General features: G+C 73.3%; 16 protein-coding genes and 3 tRNA genes. 7 read left to right on the forward strand and 12 right to left on the reverse strand.

The window, feature by feature from the left end; genetic code table 11:
- Position 1: 1 nt before the first annotated feature.
- The 9 genes from ACI8AB_RS13005 to ACI8AB_RS13045 form a co-directional block, all read right to left on the reverse strand.
- Complete coding sequence (locus tag ACI8AB_RS13005; RefSeq protein WP_456950452.1) at positions 2-1,684, reverse strand: sodium:solute symporter family protein; 1,683 nt, start codon at positions 1,682-1,684, stop codon at positions 2-4.
- Positions 1,685-1,704: 20 nt separating this feature from the next.
- Entirely contained in the window at positions 1,705-2,868 is a 1,164-nt protein-coding gene (galK, locus tag ACI8AB_RS13010) for a galactokinase (protein ID WP_456950453.1), read from the reverse strand.
- Entirely contained in the window at positions 2,865-3,953 is a 1,089-nt protein-coding gene (gene galT / locus ACI8AB_RS13015) for a galactose-1-phosphate uridylyltransferase (protein ID WP_456950454.1), read from the reverse strand. Before galT ends, galK begins: the two co-directional genes overlap by 4 nt.
- Positions 3,954-4,084: 131 nt before the next feature.
- Positions 4,085-4,157, reverse strand: a tRNA-Glu gene (locus ACI8AB_RS13020).
- A 113-nt stretch (positions 4,158-4,270) separates the two neighbouring features.
- Positions 4,271-4,343, reverse strand: a tRNA-Glu gene (locus ACI8AB_RS13025).
- A gap of 44 nt (positions 4,344-4,387) precedes the next feature.
- Positions 4,388-4,459, reverse strand: a tRNA-Gln gene (locus ACI8AB_RS13030).
- Positions 4,460-4,520: 61 nt separating this feature from the next.
- Positions 4,521-5,621 carry a CPBP family intramembrane glutamic endopeptidase gene (locus ACI8AB_RS13035; RefSeq protein WP_456950455.1) on the reverse strand — a complete coding sequence of 367 codons (1,101 nt, stop codon included), beginning with the start codon at positions 5,619-5,621 and terminating at the stop codon, positions 4,521-4,523.
- A gap of 173 nt (positions 5,622-5,794) precedes the next feature.
- Complete coding sequence (gene gltX / locus ACI8AB_RS13040) at positions 5,795-7,348, reverse strand: glutamate--tRNA ligase (RefSeq protein ID WP_456950456.1); 1,554 nt, start codon at positions 7,346-7,348, stop codon at positions 5,795-5,797.
- The gene (locus tag ACI8AB_RS13045; RefSeq protein ID WP_456950457.1) at positions 7,345-8,157 is read right to left on the reverse strand and encodes a fumarylacetoacetate hydrolase family protein; all 813 of its coding nucleotides are present in this window, start codon (positions 8,155-8,157) and stop codon (positions 7,345-7,347) included. Before ACI8AB_RS13045 ends, gltX begins: the two co-directional genes overlap by 4 nt.
- 54 nt (positions 8,158-8,211) lie before the next feature.
- On the opposite strand from ACI8AB_RS13045, the gene ACI8AB_RS13050 reads away from it, so the two are divergent.
- The 4 genes from ACI8AB_RS13050 to ACI8AB_RS13065 all read left to right on the forward strand — a co-directional run bounded on the left by ACI8AB_RS13050 (position 8,212) and on the right by ACI8AB_RS13065 (position 9,621).
- Positions 8,212-8,592: a VOC family protein gene (locus ACI8AB_RS13050; protein WP_456950458.1), complete on the forward strand. Its 381-nt coding sequence runs from the start codon at positions 8,212-8,214 to the stop codon at positions 8,590-8,592.
- Between the two features lie 16 nt (positions 8,593-8,608).
- The gene (locus ACI8AB_RS13055; RefSeq protein WP_456950459.1) at positions 8,609-8,938 is read left to right on the forward strand and encodes a putative quinol monooxygenase; all 330 of its coding nucleotides are present in this window, start codon (positions 8,609-8,611) and stop codon (positions 8,936-8,938) included.
- Positions 8,939-8,997: 59 nt separating this feature from the next.
- Positions 8,998-9,126 (forward strand): hypothetical protein, encoded by a 129-nt coding sequence (locus ACI8AB_RS13060; RefSeq protein WP_456950475.1) that lies wholly within the window; start codon positions 8,998-9,000, stop codon positions 9,124-9,126.
- A gap of 273 nt (positions 9,127-9,399) precedes the next feature.
- Positions 9,400-9,621, forward strand: coding sequence for a hypothetical protein (locus tag ACI8AB_RS13065; RefSeq protein WP_456950460.1), 222 nt, complete (start codon positions 9,400-9,402; stop codon positions 9,619-9,621).
- Positions 9,622-9,767: 146 nt separating this feature from the next.
- Here ACI8AB_RS13065 and ACI8AB_RS13070 read toward each other — a convergent pair whose 3' ends face one another.
- Complete coding sequence (locus tag ACI8AB_RS13070) at positions 9,768-11,627, reverse strand: glycoside hydrolase family 2 protein (RefSeq protein WP_456950461.1); 1,860 nt, start codon at positions 11,625-11,627, stop codon at positions 9,768-9,770.
- Between the two features lie 559 nt (positions 11,628-12,186).
- Here ACI8AB_RS13070 and ACI8AB_RS13075 point away from each other — a divergent pair.
- The 3 genes from ACI8AB_RS13075 (at position 12,187) to ACI8AB_RS13085 (ending at position 15,407) form a co-directional block, all read left to right on the forward strand.
- Complete coding sequence (locus tag ACI8AB_RS13075) at positions 12,187-13,515, forward strand: extracellular solute-binding protein (protein ID WP_456950462.1); 1,329 nt, start codon at positions 12,187-12,189, stop codon at positions 13,513-13,515.
- A 30-nt stretch (positions 13,516-13,545) separates the two neighbouring features.
- Positions 13,546-14,496 carry a carbohydrate ABC transporter permease gene (locus ACI8AB_RS13080; protein ID WP_456950463.1) on the forward strand — a complete coding sequence of 317 codons (951 nt, stop codon included), beginning with the start codon at positions 13,546-13,548 and terminating at the stop codon, positions 14,494-14,496.
- 86 nt (positions 14,497-14,582) lie between these two features.
- Positions 14,583-15,407, forward strand: coding sequence for a carbohydrate ABC transporter permease (locus ACI8AB_RS13085; protein ID WP_456950464.1), 825 nt, complete (start codon positions 14,583-14,585; stop codon positions 15,405-15,407).
- Between the two features lie 192 nt (positions 15,408-15,599).
- Here ACI8AB_RS13085 and cimA read toward each other — a convergent pair whose 3' ends face one another.
- Together cimA and ACI8AB_RS13095 are read right to left on the reverse strand one after the other, a co-directional pair.
- Complete coding sequence (cimA, locus tag ACI8AB_RS13090) at positions 15,600-17,192, reverse strand: citramalate synthase (RefSeq protein ID WP_456950465.1); 1,593 nt, start codon at positions 17,190-17,192, stop codon at positions 15,600-15,602.
- 252 nt (positions 17,193-17,444) lie between these two features.
- Positions 17,445-18,467, reverse strand: a complete 1,023-nt coding sequence (locus tag ACI8AB_RS13095; RefSeq protein WP_456950466.1) for a 3-isopropylmalate dehydrogenase — start codon at positions 18,465-18,467, stop codon at positions 17,445-17,447.
- Positions 18,468-18,476: the final 9 nt, after the last annotated feature.

Consider the following 18,476-nt stretch of genomic DNA (forward strand, 5'->3'; position numbering starts at 1 on the left):
GTCAGCGGAAGATGACATTGAGGATGACGACCATCACCAGCGCGATGCCGGCGAGCTTGGTCGGCGACTGGTACCAGGGCAGCCGGTGCGCGTCGGGGTCGGTCCGCTGCTCCTTCGGCGTCTCGGAGTAGACCAGCCCGGCGAGCTGGGCCACCGGCTTGGGCGCGGTGACCTGGCTGACCACGACGCTGACCACGATGTCGACGAGGAACGCGGCGCTCGCGGCGACGAAGCTCGCGCCCTGGCCGCTGAGCGGGAGCACGCCCAGCGACGCCGTCCCGAACGCGTCCTCGCTGAGGAACGCGACGGCGACCGCGGCCAGGGTCCCGGACACCAGGCCCGCCCAGCCCGCGGTCGGCGTCATCCGCTTCCAGAACATGCCGAGGATGAACGTGGCGAACAGCGGGGCGTTGAAGAAGCCGAACAGCGTCTGCAGGTAGTCCATCAGGTTCGTGTAGCCGGACGCGATGATCGCCGTCCCGATGGCGGCCACGGTGGCGCCGACGGTCGCCCACCGGCCGACGGTGAGGTAGTAGTGGTCGGGCCGGTCCTTCTTCACGTACTGCTGCCACAGGTCGTAGCTGAAGACCGTGTTGAAGGCGGAGATGTTGGCGGCCATGCCGGCCATGAACGCGGCCAGCAGGCCGGCGAGCGCGACGCCGAGCAGGCCGTTGGGCAGGGTGTCGCGGATGAGCAGCAGGATCGAGTTGTTGTAGTCGAAGTCCGTGGCCGACGCCGCTCGGGCCTCGATGACCTCCGGCACCAGGACCGTGGCAATGATGCCCGGGACCACGACGATGAACGGGACGAACATCTTCGGGAAGGCGCCGATGATCGGGGTGCTGCGCGCCGCCGACATCGACTTGGTGGCCATGGCGCGCTGGACCTCGACGAAGTTGGTCGTCCAGTAGCCGAACGACAGCACGAACCCGAGGCCGAAGACGATCCCGATCACCGACAGGACCGGGTTGTCGATCCCGGACAGCTCCGTGGCCGGCCACGAGGTGAGCTCCTCGCCGCGGCCGGCGCCGCGGACCTCGTCGACGAGCCCGCCGACCCCGCCGACGCGGTGCAGGCCGATGAGCGTCAGCGGCAGCAGCGCGGCGACGATGACGAAGAACTGCAGGACCTCGTTGTAGATGGCCGCCGACAGCCCGCCGAGGGTGATGTAGCTGAGCACGACCGCCGCGGCGACGATGAGCGACAGCCACAGCGGCCAGCCCAGCAGCGCCTCGACGATCGTGGCCAGCAGGTAGAGGTTGATGCCGGCGATGAGGATCTGCGCGACGGCGAAGCTGAGCGCGTTGACCAGGTGGGCGCCGGTGCCGAACCGGCGGCGCATGAACTCCGGGACGCTGCGGACCTTCGACCCGTAGTAGAAGGGCATCATCACCACGCCCAGGAACAGCATGGCCGGGACCGCGCCGATCCAGAAGTAGTGCATGGTGCTCATGCCGTACTGCGCGCCGTTGGCCGACATGCCGACGATCTCGACCGCGCCGAGGTTGGCCGAGATGAACGCCAGGCCGGTGACCCACGCGGGCAGCGAGCGGCCCGAGAGGAAGAAGTCCAGGCTGTCGGACACCCGCCTGCGGGCGGCGGCGCCGATGAGCAGCACCACGGCGAAGTAGGCGGCCACCAGCAGGTAGTCGACGAACCCCGCGTCCAGTCTCAGATCGTCCACTCGGGCCTCCTCGATGTCATTCAGGACAGGCGCCGGGCCCCCGCGGAGGGGACCACGACGTAGGAGCGGGGGGCGCCGGCGCGCCCGGCGACGGCGGCGGCGACGTCGTCGACGGCCGCGGCGTCGACGAGCGCGACCGCGCTCCCGCCGAAGCCGCCGCCGACCATGCGCGCGCCGTGTGCCCCGGCGGCCAGCGCCGTCTCGACGATCGCGTCGAGCTCGGGCACCGACACCTCGAAGTCGTCGCGCAGCGAGGCGTGCCCGGCGGTGAGCACCGCGCCGACCTCCCGCGGGTCGCCGCCGGCGCGCAGCAGGCCGACGACCTCCTCGACGCGGGCGTCCTCGGTGACCACGTGGCGGGCCCGGCGCAGCAGCAGCGCGCCGCCCTCCGTGCCGTCGTCCAGCGGTGCGAGCGCGTCGACGCCGGTCACCTCGCAGAGCAGGCCGACGCCGAGCCGCCGGGCGGCCTCCTCGCACTCGCGGCGCCGGTCGCCGTAGCCGCTGTCCGCGTGGCTGTGGGTGGTGCCCGAGTCGACGACCAGCAGCGCCAGGCCGGCCGCCTCGAGGTCGAGGGGGACCTGCTCGCTGCCGCGGTCGCGGGTGTCCAGGTGCAGCGCGTGCCCGGCGGTGCACAGCACCGACGCGGACTGGTCGAGGATCCCGGTGGGCGCGCCGACGAAGTCGTTCTCGGCCCGCCGGGCGACGTCGACCAGCTCGTCCGGGCCGAGGTCGAGGTCCAGCAGGTCGCGCAGGGCCACGGCGACGGCGCACTCCAGCGCCGCCGACGACGACAGCCCCGCGCCGGCCGGGACGTCGCCGTCGACCAGCAGGCTCAGGCCCCCCGGCACGGCCTCGCGGAGCTGGTGGACGACGCCGGCCGGGTAGCCGGCCCAGCCGCCGGGGGTGCCGGGCTCGAGCTCGGCGACGGCGACGTCGGCGTCGGCGCCGGGGTGCTGGGCGGAGACGAGGACCAGACGGCCGTCGTCGCGGCGGGCGACCGCGGCCCGGGTGGTGTGCGGCAGCGCGACCGGCAGCACGTGCCCGCCGTTGTAGTCGGTGTGCTCGCCGATCACGTTGACCCGCCCGGGCGCGGCCCAGACGCCCTCGGGCGCGGCGCCGAACCGCTCGGTGAACGCGGCGGCGGCGCGGGCCGCGGCCTCCTCGTCGGTGGGCAGCTCGCTCACGGGACCACCACGTTCCGCAGCTGCTCGGCGACGTCCTCGGGGTTGGTGTCGGTGACGAACGCGCCCATCCCCGACTCGGAGCCCGCCAGGTACTTGAGCTTGCCCGGCGCGCGGCGCAGCGAGAACAGCTGCAGGTGCAGCCACCAGTCCTCCCGGCCGGTGCGCACCGGCGCCTGGTTCCACGCGGCGATGTAGGGCATCGGGGTGTCCATGCGGTGCGCGAAGCGGCCCAGGACGTCGAGGTAGACCTCGGCCAGCGCGTCCCGCTGCGCGTCGTCGAGGGCGGGCAGGTCGGGCACCCGGCGGGTGGGGAACAGCTGCACCTCGTAGGGCCAGCGCGCCGCGGCCGGGACGAAGGCCACCCAGTGCTCGTTCGCCGCCACCACCCGGGGGCCGGTGCGCTCGGACTCCACGACCTCGGCGAACAGGTCCCCGCCGGTCTCCTCGCGGTGCCGGCGCACCGAGGCGAGCACCTTCTCCACCCGCGGGGTCACGAACGGGTAGGCGTAGATCTGCCCGTGGGGGTGGGACAGCGTCACCCCGATCTCCTCGCCGGAGTTCTCGAAGCAGAAGACCTGTTCGACGCCGTCGATGCCGCCGAGCTCCGCGGTGCGGTCGGCCCAGACGTCGACGACCAGCCGCACGCGGTCGCGGCCCAGCCCGGCGAAGTGCTGGTCGTGGTCGCTGGTGAACAGCACCACCTCGCAGCGGCCGAACCCGGGCCGCAGCTCGGCCAGCGGGGCGCCGGGCGCGGTGGGCGGCACGTCGCGGTCGACGGCGGTGGACAGCGAGGGGAAGCGGTTCTCGAAGACGGCGACCTGGTAGTCGGCCTCGGGCACCTCGGTGGGCCGGCCGGGCCGCGACGGGCACAGCGGGCACTGGTCGGCCGGCGGCAGGAAGGTGCGCGTCTGCCGGTGGGCGGCGATCACCACCCACTCGCCGAGCAGCGCGTCCCGGCGCAGTTGCGAGTGGGTGCCGACGGGTGGCAGGTCGCGGGTGTCCTCGGCGACGCGGGCGGGCGTGCCGTCGGCGTCGAAGTAGACGATCTCGCGGCCGTCGGCCAGCCGTCGACTGGTCCGGATCACCGTGTCCGCCTCCGTTCCCGGCCCGGGATGGGGCCCTGGGAACGCTACGTCCGCTCGCGATCATGGGCCACTCGGGGGGTCCCGGAACGGCGCAGGGCCCCCGGCCGGGTGGCCGGGGGCCCTGCGTGCTGTAGCCCCGAAGGGATTCGAACCCTCGCTACCGCCGTGAGAGGGCGGCGTCCTGGACCGCTAGACGACGGGGCCGGACGGCGACCATCCTGCCACGCCCCGCGCCGGCACCTCCGACCGGGTCCGCCCGGCGGGCCCCCGGAACGGCGAGAGCCCCCGGTCGGTGACCGGGGGCTCTCGCTGCGCTGTAGCCCCGAAGGGATTCGAACCCTCGCTACCGCCGTGAGAGGGCGGCGTCCTGGGCCGCTAGACGACGGGGCCGTGCGGTGGTGCTGGTCGTGCTGTGAGGAGGTGGTGCTCCCTCGCTGGGGTACCAGGACTCGAACCTAGACTAACGGAGCCAGAATCCGTCGGGCTGCCAATTACCCCATACCCCAAGGTTTGGCGGGCACCTCGCGGCGCCGGGGAAGACGATACCCGACGTTCCCGGAGGCCGTGTCACCACCCCCCGGTCCGCGGGTCGCCCGCCGGGACGCGCAGGTCCTGCGCCCCGGTCAGGGTCTCGAACCGCAGCCGGCGGCGGGAGGCGGCCACGACCGCGACGTAGGCGCCCATCGACACGAGCGTGACCAGCAGGTACAGCAGCCCGACGCCGGCCGGGACCTCCTCCGTGGCGACGTCCTCGCCGAGCGTCCCGGCCAGGAGGAACACCAGCACGTTGTTGACCGCGTGCAGCACGATCGCCGCCTCGAGGCCGCCCGTGAGGAAGACCACTGCCGAGGCGGCCAGCCCGAAGGCGAACCGGTCGAGGAAGGTGACGACGTCGCCCGGCGCGTGGGCCAGCGAGAACAGCGCGGCGGTGACCACCGCGGCCACCACCGCGCCGGCACGCGGGTCGCGGATCCAGCCGGCGATCGCCTGGCTCAGGTAGCCGCGGAAGACGTACTCCTCGGCCGCCGACTGCAGCGGTGTGGTGAGGACCACGACCAGCAGCAGCCAGCCCAGGTCGTCGACCGGCCCGGTGACCTCGCCGTCGTCGAGCAGGTAGCCGAGGGTGACCGAGAGCGCGATGCCGACGCCGAGGGTGGCCAGTGCGCGCAGCGTGAGCGGCGCGAACAGCCGCCAGCGCAGCCGGGCGAGCACCGACGACGACCACCCCGGCGACATGCCGTGGGCGGCGACCCAGGCCAGCCAGACGATGGGGATCGCCACGATCAGCGAGAGGTTGGTGAGCAGCAGCACGCCGGGGTCGACCAGGTCGAGCAGCTGCAGGTCCGGGGTGACGCCGGTGAGGAGCACGGCGAGGACCACGACGAACGCGGCGACCCCGTAGGCGACGGTGAACAGCAGCAGGCCCAGCAGCGGCCGCCACCAGCCCCAGTCCCGCGCGCGCATCGCGAGCAGGTAGGGCTGCGGCTCGTCGTGCGGCGGCGTCCCGGGCGGCGGCGCGAGCGCGACGCCGGGCGGGAACGGCGCGGGCGGGTAGGGGGCGTGCGGGTGAGGGGCGTGCGGGAACGGCCCCGGCGGCGGGAACGGTCCGTGCCCGGCCGGGCCGTGCGGGCCCGGCGGCAGCGGCACCGGCCCCAGCGGCCAGGGCACCGGCCCGGGCCCTCCTCCCCCGGCCGGCGCCCACGGGGCCGCCCCGCCGCCGTACGGCGTGCCCGGGACCTGGGGCGGCGCCCCGTACGGGCCGGTGGGCGGCGGGCCGGTGTAGGGCTCGTCCTCCGGGGCCGGTGGGCGGTCCGGGGGCGGCGGTCCCCAGGGCGGGACGGTCACCCCGCCGTGTCCCCCGCCGTGTCCCCCGCCGTGTCCCCCGCCGTGTCCCCCGTCGTGTCCCCCGTCGTCGCCCGGGCCGCCGCCAGCCGGGCCAGGGTGCGCTCGCGGCCGAGCAGCTCGATCGACTCGTAGAGCGGCGGGGAGACCGTGCGGCCGCTCACCGCCACCCGCACCGGCCCGAACGCCTGCCGCGGCTTGCGGCCCAGGCCCTCGACGAGTGCGGCCTTGAGCGCCTGCTCGATGCCGGCGGGGCTCCAGTCGGCCAGGTCGCGCAGCGCGTCGGCGGCCGCGTCGAGCACCGCGGCGTCGTCGGGCCGCAGGTTCTTGGCCGCCGCGGCCGGGTCGATGGCCACCTCCTCGGTGAAGAGGAACCCGAGCAGGCCGACGGCGTCGGAGAGGACGACCGTCCGCTCCTGCGCCATCGGGGCGATCGCGCGCAGCACCCGGTCCTGCTCGGCCGTCGGCGGGTCGGCGACCAGTCCGGCGCCGGCGAGGAAGGGCACCACGCGGGCCACGTACTCCTCCACCGGCAGCTCGCGGACGTGCGAGGCGTTGATCGCCTCGGCCTTCTTCACGTCGAAGCGGGCCGGGTTGGCGCTGACCCGGGTGACGTCGAAGGCCTCGACCATCTCGGCGGTGGAGAACACGTCGCGGTCCTCGGCGATCGACCAGCCGAGCAGCGCCAGGTAGTTGGCGAAGCCCTCGGGCAGGAAACCGCGCTCGCGGTAGACGTCGACGTTGGACTGCGGGTCGCGCTTGGACAGCTTCTTGTTGCCCTCGCCGGTCACGTAGGGCAGGTGACCGAAGCGCGGGGTGCCACTGGCCACGCCGACGTCCTGCAGCGCGGCGTAGAGGGCGAGCTGGCGGGGGGTCGAGGGCAGCAGGTCCTCGCCGCGCAGCACGTCGGTGATGCCCATCAGGGCGTCGTCGACGGGGTTGACGAAGGGGTACAGCGGCACGCCGTTGCCGCGCACGAGGACGAAGTCGGGCACCGAGCCGGCGGCGAAGCGGACCTCGCCGCGGACCAGGTCGGTCCACACCAGGTCCTCGTCGGGCATCCGCAGCCGCAGCACCGGGTCGCGACCCTCGGCGCGGAAGGCGGCCTTCTGCGCGTCGGTGAGGAAGCGGTCGGCGTTGTCGTAGCCGAGCTTGGGGTCCTGTCCGGCGGCCAGCCGCCGCGCCTCGACCTCCTCGTTGGTGGAGAAGGACTCGTAGGCGTGCCCGGCCGCGAGCAGCTTCGCCGCGACCTCGCGGTAGACCTCGTGCCGCTCCGACTGCCGGTAGGGGCCGTGGGGGCCGCCGACCTCGGGGCCCTCGTCCCAGTCCAGGCCCAGCCAGCGCAGGCAGTCCAGCAGGTGCCGGTAGGACTCCTCGGAGTCGCGGGCGGCGTCGGTGTCCTCGATGCGGAAGACGAACGTGCCGCCGGTGTGCCGGGCGTGCGCCCAGTTGAACAGCGCGGTGCGCAGCAGGCCGACGTGCACCGTGCCGGTCGGCGACGGGCAGAACCGGGTGCGCACGGTGCTCGCCGGGGTGCTCGCCGGGGTGCTCATCGCGCGCCGCCCGCGGTGGAGGCGGTGTCGGCGCCGCTGACGGCGTTGGTCAGCGTGCCCAGGCCCTCGATCGAGCACTCGACCCGCTGGCCGGGCCGGATCGGCCCGACCCCGGCCGGGGTGCCGGTGAGGACGACGTCGCCGGGCAGCAGCGTCATGACCTGCGAGATGTGGCTGACCAGGGTGGGCACGTCGAACAGCAGCTGGCTGGTGCGCCCGGCCTGCCGCGGCTCGCCGTCGACGGTGCAGGTGATCTCCAGGTCGGCCGGGTCCTTGCCCAGGCCGCGCAGGTCGGTCTCGATCCACGGGCCGAGCGGGCAGAACGAGTCGAAGCCCTTGGCGCGGGTCCACTGCCCGTCGGCCTTCTGCATGTCCCGCTCGGTGACGTCGTTGCCGATCGTGTAGCCGAAGACGCTGCCCGGGACCTGCTCGGGCGTCAGGTTGCGCGCGCCGCGGGCGCCGATGACGACGGCGAGCTCGACCTCGTGGTGCACGTTGGTGCTGCCGGCCGGGATGCGGATGGCGTCGCCGGGACCGATGACCGACGTCGAGGGCTTGAGGAACAGCAGCGGCCGCTCCGGGGCGTCGCCGGTGTTCATCTCCTTGACGTGGTCGGCGTAGTTCTTGCCGACGCAGACCACCTTGCTCGGCAGGATCGGCGACAGCAGCCGGACGTCGGCCTGCGCGTGGCGCTGGCCGGTGAAGGAGATGGTCCCGAACGGGTGGCCCTCGATCTGGGCGACCTGGCCGTCGCCGTCGAGGACTCCGAAGGACATGCCCGAGGGCGAGGCGAAGCGGACGATGCGCACGACGTCGAGGCTACTGACCCCGCGCCCACCCGCCGCCCGCCCTACGGTGACCGGGTGGCCTGCCGTCTGAGCGAGATCGTCGTCGACAGCCGGGACCCCGAGGCGCTCGCCGCCTGGTGGGCCGGGGTGCTCGGCTACCGGGTGCTCGGCCGCGACGACGACGGGGCGGTCGAGATCGGGCCGGAGGCCGGCTTCGGCGGCGCCGCCCCCACGTTGGTGTTCGCGCCGGTGCCCGACCCGGCGCCGGGCAAGCCCCGGCTGCACCTCGACGTCAACCCCACCGACCGCGACCAGGACGCCGAGCTGCAGCGGCTGCTCGACCTCGGGGCCACGCGCGCCGACGTCGGGCAGACCGGCGGGGAGTCCTGGCACGTGCTCGCCGACCCGGAGGGCAACCCGTTCTGCCTGCTGCGCCGCCGTCTCGACCCGCTGTGACCCCGAGGAGAGTCCCGTGATCCTGATCGTCATCAAGTTCCCCGTCCGGCCGGACAAGATCGAGGAGTTCCGCGCGCACGCGGACGAGTACGCCGCCGCGGTCAACGCCGAGGAGGGCAGCCTCTTCTTCGAGTGGTCGCGCAGCGTGCTGGACCCGAACACCTTCGTCTGCATCGAGGGCTTCCGGGACTCCGAGGCCGGCGCCTCCCACGTGGCCACCCCGCACGCGAAGGCCGCCTTCGACTGGATGTCGGACCTCGTGGCCGAGCAGCCGCAGATCATCTACATCGACGAGCCGTCGGTGTCCGGCTTCGGCCCGATGGGCGAGGTCGAGCCCCGGCACTGACGCCCGACGGCGGACCGGTCGGGGGCCGCAGCAACCGGGAGATCGCGCGGGCGCTGTACCTGGCGGAGGGCACGGTCGAGAACCACGTGACGAGCGTGCTGGGCGAGCTCGGCGCCCGGACCGCACGCAGGCGGCACTGCGCGCCCGCGCGCTCGACCCGGTCTGAGGCCGGTCACGCCGGACCGTGACCGGCGGCCGCGACCTCCGGCACGTGGCGGGGACGGCACGGCGCCCGACCCTCTCCGGCATGACGACGCAGACCCCTCCCGGGCAGACCCCCACCCGGCACACCTGGCACCCGGTCCGCCACCACCCGGAGATGGTCGTGGCGGTGGTCGCCGGCATGGCGGTCGCCGGCATGGTGGTCGCCGGCCCGGTGGTCGCCGGCCCGGTCGGGACCTGGCTCCGGCCGGGGCTGGACGACCGCGCCGACGTCCACGCGACCGCGATGGGCGACCGAGATGGCGATCGGGATGGCCGCCTGGATGCGCTACCGCAGGCACTCGTGGCCGGCGGTCGCGGGGATGTCCGCGGCGACGTACGTGCCGTTCGCCGTCCTGCTGGTGCCGTGCTGGACCGGGACCGTCTCGGCGTCGGCCGTGTTCACCGCCGGGTACGTGCTGCTGCTCCCGGCGATGGCGCTGGCGATGTGGTGGCGCCTGGACGAGTACTCCCACGACTGATCGAGCCGGTTCTCCCGGGTCGGCGCGTCGTCGCTGCGTCCCGGTCCCCGGCCGTGGGCCACGGGTGCGAGGACGCGCCGAGCGCGGTGGTCGGGTCCGGCGCAGGACGTCGAGGTCCTGCGGGCGCCCCGGTGACGTCCGGGACCTCAGGACCCACGCCGGCCGGTCACGATCCGCCGCAGCCGCTCCACGGGGAGCTTGGGCTCCCGCCACTCGTCGAGCAGGCCGTTGGCCTCCTGCATCGTGTCGGTGAGCTGGGTGTAGCAGAACCCGGCCAGCGCCGGGGAGGCGTGGACGGCCGAGAGCAGGTCCTCCAGCCGCCGGGCGAAGTCCTCGGCGTCGGTCGCCGTCGAGTACCCCCACGTGCGCTCCTCGGGCACCTCGTGCGGCGGTACCGGGGTGAACCGCACGCCGCCGAACTCGGTCAGCATCAGCGGCTGCTCCCGGTCCACCGCCCCGGGCAGCAGGACGCGGCGACCCGCCGGCCAGAACTCCTCCAGCGCCGTGACCAGCTCCGTCGACCCGTACCGCTCGGCGAGGACCGCTCCGGTGTCGGCGTAGTCGTGCACCGTCCACACGTCGCTGTCGGTGTGCTCCCAGCCGTCGTTGCTGACCACCGGCCGGCTGGGGTCGACCGCCCGTGTCAGGGCGGCCAGCGCGACGGTGTAGGCGTGCTGGGCGGGGTCGGTGGCGACGTCGTGCACGCCCCAGCTCTCGTTCATGGGCACCCACGTGACGATGCAGGGGTGGCTGACGTCGCGGTGCACGACGTCGAGCCACTCGGTGGTCAGGCGCCGCACCGCCTCGGGGGTGAAGGCGAAGGCGTTGGCCGTCTCGCCCCACACCAGCAGGCCCAGCCTGTCGGCCCAGTACAGGAAACGGGGGTCCTCGACCTTCTGGTGCACCCGCACGGCGTTGAAGCCGAGCTCCTTGATCAGCTCGACCTCGCGGCGCAGCGCACCGGCGTCCGGCGCGGCCAGGTGCGACGTCGGCCAGTACCCCTGCCCCAGCACCGAGCGCACGTAGTAGGGCAGGCCGTTGAGCAGGAAGGCGCGCCCTCCCACGGCGGCGGTGCGCAGCCCCAGGTAGCTGGCGACCTCGTCGAGCACCTCGCCGTCCCCGTCGCCGGCGAGCACCCGTACGACGGCGTCGACCAGCCGCGGCGTCTCCGGCGACCAGGTCATGTCCTGGCGGGCCTGCCCGTTCTGCAGTGCGGGCACGGCCACGGTGGTGTGGGTGCGCTGCTCCGCCACGCGGACGCGGTGCTCGGCCAGCAGCTGCCCGTCCAGGTCCAGCCGCACCGCCACCGTGACCGGTTCGGCCGGCGGCTCGCGCAGGGTGATGCCCAGGTGCACCGCGGAGCCGGCGACGTCCGGGGTCCAGGCCAGGTGCTCGACGGCGACCGCCGGCACGACCTCGCACCACACCGGCTGCCAGATACCGCTGGTCCGGGAGTACCAGATGCTGTGCGGCTCGTCGAGCCAGTCCTGCTTGCCCCGCGGCTGCGTGACGTCCCGCGGGTCGTCCTCCGCCCGCACCACCAGGACGTGCTCGGCGTCGGCGTCACCGGCCGCGAGCAGGGCGGTGACGTCGAAGGAGAACGGCGTCTGGCCGCCCTCGTGCCCGCCCAGCAGCGTGCCGTCCAGCCACACCCGCGCGACGTAGTCGACCGCGGCGAACCGCAGGACGACGCGGTGTCCCCGCTCGCGCACCGCGTCGGCCCCCGCGACGTCGGCCAGCCGCAGCGACCGCCGGTACCAGAACACCGGGTGCGGGCCGGGGTCGGCGACCCCCGACGCCTCGGACTCCGGCGGGTAGGGCACCGTGACGTCGCGGTCGAAGACGGCGCGGTCGCCGAGGTCGGTCAGGTCCGCCCAGCCCCCGTCGATCCCGGCGCGGTCGTCGTCGAAGGCCAGCTGCCACGTCCCGCACAGGTCCGTCCACTCCTCGCGCAGCAGCTGTGGGCGGGGATGGGTGCCGTCCTGTCGGGACGCGCGTGCGGGCATGGTCACTCCTCGGTGTCGGGTGGGTGTCGGGTCGACGAGGGGGTCACGAGGTCCGGGCGCGGGATCGCCGCGGACGACCGGAGCGGTGGGCCATGGACACGTCGCAGGAGTCCGGCGACCTGCTCGACCCGCTCCGGGAGCGGAGCTCCCCGAGCGTCCGGGGCCACCTCGTCCGCCCGCGCGCCGGGCTCCGCGCGGCCGTCCGGTCGATGCCCACGTCGTCGATGCTGGCAGGTGCCGGGCCGCGCCGGGCACCGGCGTGTCCGGTCGGGGTCGTCGAGCCCTCGGCGGCCGGCGCGGCGGGGTCGGGGCCGGCCGCCCGTGCTGCGAGGGGGCCGACCGCGCACGGCCGGTCGTGCGCCTACGGGGCCCGATCCTGCCGAGCCTCCCGGGACGAGCTGACCAGTACGGAGCCATCGAGGGAGCTCTCGTGTGATCTCCGGGAGTCCGGCGTGGGCCCGGGGCCACACCCGACGGAAGTCCCCCGGTTGGCGGTCACGAGAGAGCCGTGCAACAGTCCACGCGTCTGGCATCCGTGGCTACGTCGGGACCTGACCTCATGACTGGACTCTCGCGCCGCCAGTTCCTCGCCGCGGGGGGCAGTGTCTCGCTCGCCGTCGCGATGTCGGGGTGCGCGTCGCCGATCGCCACCAGCTTCACCGGGGGGCAGCCGAGGACGGCCGACGTCATCTTCTGGCACCTGTTCGGCGGCGGTGACGGCGAGAACATGGCGACCATGGTGGAGACGTTCCAGGAGTCCTCGGCCGTGTCGATCGAGTCCTCGCTGCTCTCCTGGGGCAACCCGTTCTACACCAAGCTGGCGCTGTCGACGTCGAGCGGCCGTCCGCCCGACGTGACCGTCGCGCACCTGTCCCGGGTGCCCCTGCTGGCGCAGGCCGGACTGCTCGAGCCCGTCGCGGACCAGTTCCGCGCCGAGGGGATCACCGAGGACAGGTTCACGCCGGCTGCGTGGGAGAAGGCCACGGTGGACGGGGTCTCGTACGCGGTGCCGCTCGACACCCACCCGTATGCGCTCTACTACAACGTCGAGCTGGCGGAGCAGGCGGGGCTGCTCGACGCGTCCGGCGAGAACCTCAGGCCCATGAGGAACAGCGACGAGTTCGTCGCCACCCTCCAGGCGATGAAGGACGCCACCGGAGGCGAGTACGCGGCGGTCGCGCCGATCACGGTGGACCCGTCCAGCTGCTGGCGCCTCTTCCTGATGACCTACTCCGGTCTCGCCGGACCACTCCTCGAGGACCTCGGTACCGAGGTCACGATCGACCGTGCCGCGATGGAGGAGTCGTTCGCCTTCCTCCAGGGCCTCACCGGGGAGCTGGGGCTGCTGCCGAGCACCGCCACGGCGACGACGGCGTCGACCCTGTTCAGCCAGGGCAGGGTCGGCTTCCTGTTCGACGGTGTGTGGCAGATCCCGACGTACCGCGAGGTCGAGGGCCTCGACTTCAACGTCGTGCCCTTCCCCGCGCTCCTCGGCCCCGAGCCGGTCGCCTACGCCGACTCGCACGCACTGGTCGTCCCGGCGAGTCCCGGACGCTCCGCCACGCGGACCGAGAACGCGGTGCGCTTCGTCAAGGGCCTGCTGGACCAGAGCTCGACCTGGGCGGACGGCGGACACGTCCCGGCCTGGTTGCCGGTGCAGGAGAGCGAGGAGTTCCTCGCGCTCGAGCCGCAGAGCAACTACACGGAGGCGGCCTTCAACGCGGTCTACGACCCGCCGGGTTGGTACACCGGAGCGGGCTCGGACTTCCAGACCGCGATGGGTTCCGTCATCGCCAGCGTGCTCACCGGGGCCACCGACCCCGCGCGTGGTGTCGACGCCATGACCAGCAGCCTGCAGACGTTCTCCACCGCCCGGCCGCCCGTGTAGTGCGGCCACCCGCGTAGTACGGAGACCGACATGACCGCCACCGCGCTCCCCGCGCCCACGACGGGCACCGGGGTCAGGACTCGGCGCGCGACCCGGGGCAGAGCCCCGCGAGCCGAGAACAGGGCGGGGTGGCTGTTCGCCACACCGTTCCTGGTCCTCTACCTCGCCTTCCTCATCGGCCCGGTGGTCATCGGGCTCGTGATCAGCCTGTTCAACACCACCACGGTGCGATCCGGCGTGGGCAGCTGGGTGGGCTTCTCCAACTACGCCGACGTCCTCACCAACAGCGACTTCTGGGCCTCGATGTGGCACTCGGCGCTCTTCACGCTGCTGACCACACCGATCCTCGTGCTGCTGCCGCTGCTGTTCGCCGTCCTCGTCGCGCGCATGGCCCGCAACCAGTGGTTCTTCCGGCTGGCCTTCTTCGCCCCGTTCGTCGTGCCCTCGGCTGCGGTGTGCCTGATCTTCGCGTTCATGTACACGCCCGAGACCGGGCTCATCACGAACGCCTTCAGCTGGGTCGGGCTGACCGCCCCCAACTTCTTCGGCAGCACCTCGGGCGCCTGGTTCGCCGTCGTCCTGCTCACCGTGTGGTGGACGTTCGGCTTCAACTTCATCCTCTACACCGCGGCCATCCAGGACATCTCGGAGGAGGTCTACGAGGCGGCGACGCTCGACGGCGCCGGTCCGTGGCAGCAGATCCGGATGATCACCGTCCCCTTGCTGCGCCCGACCATCGGCCTCGTGCTGATCCTGCAGGTCCTCTCGTCCCTGAAGGTGTTCGACCAGATCTACATCCTGCTGGCCGGTGGCCCGAACTACTCGACGCGTCCGGTCATCCAGTACATCTTCGACACCGGGTTCTCCGCCTATCGAGGCGGCTACGCGGCCGCCGCGACGATGGTCTACTTCGTGATCCTGGTCCTCGTCAGCGCCGCCTGGTTCCTCGTCCGGCGACGCAGCAACTCCGCGAACGCCTGAGGGGGCGTGCGATGTCGACCGCGATGGCCGCGCCTGCGGCCGGCACCGAGCGCTCCGGCACCAGGCGCTCGCGCCGACGAGACGACGTGGACTGGAGCGGGAAGCTGTTCAACCGGGTCGCCGCCACCTGTGTGACGCTCTTCGCACTGATCTGGCTGGTGCCGTTCCTGTGGGCGCTGATCACGTCGCTGCGGCCCAACGAGGAGATCGCGGCGAACCCCACGACCCCGTGGTCGGCCAACTGGAACCTCGACGCGTACGGCTACGCGTGGGACTCCAGCCCGCTCGGCTGGTGGTACGTCAACAGCTTCATCATCTCCACCCTGACGGTCGTCTTCACCGTGGTGGTCTGTTCGATGGCCGCGTTCGCTCTGGTCACCCTCGACTTCCGCGGGAAGTACGTCGTGTTCGGGCTGATCCTGGCCGGCTTGATGGTGCCTGTCGAAGCGCTCGTCCTGCCGCAGTTCCTCGAGTTCAGGGCCATCGGCCTGCTGGGCACCTACTGGGCGGTCGTGCTGCCCTCGGTCGCCCTTCCCGTGGCCCTCTTCGTCTTCCACTCGTTCATGAGGGCCATCCCGGTGACCCTCATCGAGGCCGCCCGGCTCGACGGGGCCAACTGGTGGCGGATCTACTCCCGGATCGCCATGCCGCTGTCCCGGTCGGCGATCTCCGCGGTCGCGATCCTGACGTTCATCACGTCCTGGAACGCCTTCCTCTGGCCGCTGCTGGTCCTCACCCAGACCAAGTCGCAGACGATCCCCGTGGGGCTCAGCAGCCTGGTCGGCGGTGCCGCGATCCAGTACGCCGAGACCATGGCCTCCGCCGTCCTCGGCATCCTGCCCCTGCTCGCCGTCTTCCTCGTCCTCCAGCGCCAGATCGCCCAGGGGGTCGCGAACACCGGCATCAAGTAGGGCCGGGCAGTCTCCTCGAGGCGCCTCGGCGGGGCCGTCGCCCCCGTGGGCGGGGCCGATCAGCGAGGTGTCCACGACATCGCGTGGCCGCCGTCCCGACGCCTCGCCCAGCCGGGAGGCGCGGCCGGACGGCGGTGAGCCCACCCCGCGTCCCGGTCGGGAGGCCTCCGGCCCCCGCGACCGGGATGCGGCCTAACGGTGGCGGACGGCGTAGGTCAGCGCGTCGACCAGCGCGTGCCAGGAGGCCTCGACGATGTTGTCGTGGACGCCGACGGTGGTCCACTCCCCCACGCCGTCGGTGGTGTCGACGAGCACCCGGGTGGTCGCGCTGGTGCCGCCCTTCCAGCCGAGGATGCGGACCTTGTAGTCGGCCAGCGAGACGTCGGCCAGCCGCGGGTACCGGCTGACCAGCGCCTGGCGCAGCGCGTTGTCCAGCGCGTTGACCGGGCCGTTGCCCTCGCCGGTGCTGATGATCCGCTCGCCGTCGACGTGGACCTTCACCGTCGCCTCGCTCATGACGACGCCGTTGGCCCAGTGCTCGACCGTCGTCCGGTAGCTCTCCAGCTCGAACAGCGGGGCGGGGGCGCCGGGCAGCTGGGAGCGCAGCAGCAGCTCGAAGGAGGCGTCGGCGGCCTCGAACGACCAGCCCTCGGCCTCGAGCACCTTGACCTGGTCCACCACCCGGCCGACGGCGTCGGCGTGCCCCTCGAGGTCGACGCCGAGCTCGCGGCCCTTGAGCTCCACCGAGGCGCGGCCGGCCATCTCGGTGACCAGGATGCGCATGTCGTTGCCGACGACGGCCGGGTCGAGGTGGTTGTACAGCTCCGGGCTGACCTTGATCGCGCTGGCGTGCAGGCCGGCCTTGTGGGCGAACGCCGAGGCGCCGACGAAGGGCTGGTGGTCGTCGGGGGCGATGTTGGCCAGCTCGGCGATCGCGTGGCTGACCCGCTGCAGCTCGGCCAGGCACTCCGGGGGCACGACCGGCAGGCCCATCTTCGTGACCAGGTTGGCCACCAGCGCGAAGGTGTCGGCGTTGCCGGCCCGCTCGCCGTAGCCGTTGGCGGTGCCCTGCACGTGGGTCACCCCGGCCTCGACGGCGGCCAGCGAGTTGGCGACGGCGCACCCGGTGTCGTCCTGGCAGTGGATGCCCAGCCGGCCCTCCACCCGCGACCGGACGTCGGCGACCACCCGGGCCACGCCCATCGGCAGCATCCCGCCGTTGGTGTCGCACAGGACGCCGACCTCCGCGCCCGCGCCGAACGCGGCCCGCAGCACCGCCACGCCGTAGTCGGGGTCGGCGGCGTAGCCGTCGAAGAAGTGCTCGCAGTCGAGGAACACCCGGCGGCCGTGGGAGACGAGGTGGGCGACGGTGTCGGCGACCATCGCGAGGTTCTCCTCGAGCGTGGTCCGCAGCGCCTCCCGCACGTGCCGGACGTCGGACTTGGCGACCAGGCAGACCACCGGCGTCTCGGCGTCGAGCAGCGCGCGCACCTGCGGGTCGTCCTCGACCCGGACGCCGGCCTTGCGGGTGACGCCGAACGCGACCAGGACCGCGTGCCGCAGCTTGAGCTCGCTGCGGGCGCGGGCGAAGAACTCGGTGTCCTTGGGCAGCGCCCCCGGCCAGCCGCCCTCGATGTAGCCGACGCCGATCTCGTCGAGCAGCCTCGCCGTGGCGAGCTTGTCGGCGACGGAGAAGCTGATCCCCTCGCGCTGGGCGCCGTCGCGCAGCGTGGTGTCGAAGACGTGGAAGTCGGTGCTGACGGCGGTCGGGCTGTCGGTGGCCACGGGTGCTCCCGGGGGGGGTCGACGGCGATCAGGCCCCTGACACGAGAAAGACCCCCCGGGTACGGAGGGTCTGCGCGCGGTCGGGGGTGCTGACCGCGCGCTAGGCGATGATGATCGTGCCGGACAGGTGCATCGCCGCGGAGTCTAACGCCGCCGACCGCACGCGGCGGTGCCCGGCCTCACCGTGCGGGGCGGGGCCGGGCACCGCACGGCGAGGTCCGTGCCGGTCCCACAGCCGGTCCAGCCGCCGCTTCAGCCGCCCGCGAGGGCGGCCAGGCGGTCGCCGACCTCGGCGGTGCGGACCTGCGCCTGCGGGTCGCGGGTCGACAGGTCGAAGGCCACGGCGGCGTTCACCTTGCGGGCGAGGTCGGCGGAGCCGAGGTGCTCGAGCAGCAGGCCGACCGACAGCACGGTCGCCGTCGGGTCGGCGATGCCCCTGCCCGCGATGTCCGGCGCCGAGCCGTGCACCGGCTCGAACATGCTCGGGTTGGTGCCCGAGGCGTCGAGGTTGCCGCTGGCGGCCAGGCCGATGCCGCCGGTGACCGCCGCGGCGACGTCGGTGACGATGTCGCCGAAGAGGTTGTCGGTGACGATGACGTCGTAGCGGCCGGGGTCGGTGATGAAGAACATCGAGGCCGCGTCCACGTGCTGGTAGGCCACGGTGACCTCGGGGAACTCCGCCGACACCTCCTCCACCGTCCGCGACCACAGCGACCCGGCGTGCGTGAGCACGTTGGTCTTGTGGATCAGCGTGAGGTGCCGGCGCGGCCGCGCGGTCGCCCGCTCGAAGGCGTAGCGGACGACCCGCTCGACGCCGAAGGCGGTGTTCAGGCTGACCTCGGTGGCCACCTCGTGCGGGGTGTCGCGGCGCAGCACGCCGCCGTTGCCCACGTAGGGGCCCTCGGTGCCCTCGCGCACGCAGAGCATGTCGATGGTGCCGGGGTCGGCCAGCGGGCTGCGGACGCCGTCGTAGAGCCTGGCCGGGCGCAGGTTGACGTGGTGGTCGAGCTCGAAGCGCAGCCGCAGCAGCAGCCCGCGCTCGAGGATGCCCGGCGGCACGCCCGGGTCGCCGATCGCGCCGAGCAGGATCGCGTCGTGCCCGCGCAGCTCCTCGAGCACGGTGTCCGGCAGCAGCTCGCCGGTCCGCTGCCAGCGGGCGGCGCCGAGGTCGTAGGGCGTCGTCTCCAGGCCGGGGGCGACGGCGCCCAGGACCTTGAGGCCCTCGGCCACCACCTCGGGACCGATGCCGTCCCCTGCGATCACAGCCAGGCGCATGACGACGAC

Source organism: Geodermatophilus sp. SYSU D00698 (genome assembly GCF_054050335.1).

What these genes read in the sequence shown, in the direction of transcription:
- ACI8AB_RS13070 (WP_456950461.1), bottom strand. Translation starts at nt 11,627, where the DNA reads ATGCCCGCACGCGCGTCCCGACAGGACGGCACCCATCCCCGCCCACAG.
- ACI8AB_RS13095 (WP_456950466.1), bottom strand. Translation starts at nt 18,467, where the DNA reads ATGCGCCTGGCTGTGATCGCAGGGGACGGCATCGGTCCCGAGGTGGTG.
- ACI8AB_RS13075 (WP_456950462.1), top strand. Translation starts at nt 12,187, where the DNA reads ATGACTGGACTCTCGCGCCGCCAGTTCCTCGCCGCGGGGGGCAGTGTC.
- ACI8AB_RS13065 (WP_456950460.1), top strand. Translation starts at nt 9,400, where the DNA reads ATGGCGATCGGGATGGCCGCCTGGATGCGCTACCGCAGGCACTCGTGG.
- gltX (WP_456950456.1), bottom strand. Translation starts at nt 7,348, where the DNA reads ATGAGCACCCCGGCGAGCACCCCGGCGAGCACCGTGCGCACCCGGTTC.
- ACI8AB_RS13080 (WP_456950463.1), top strand. Translation starts at nt 13,546, where the DNA reads ATGACCGCCACCGCGCTCCCCGCGCCCACGACGGGCACCGGGGTCAGG.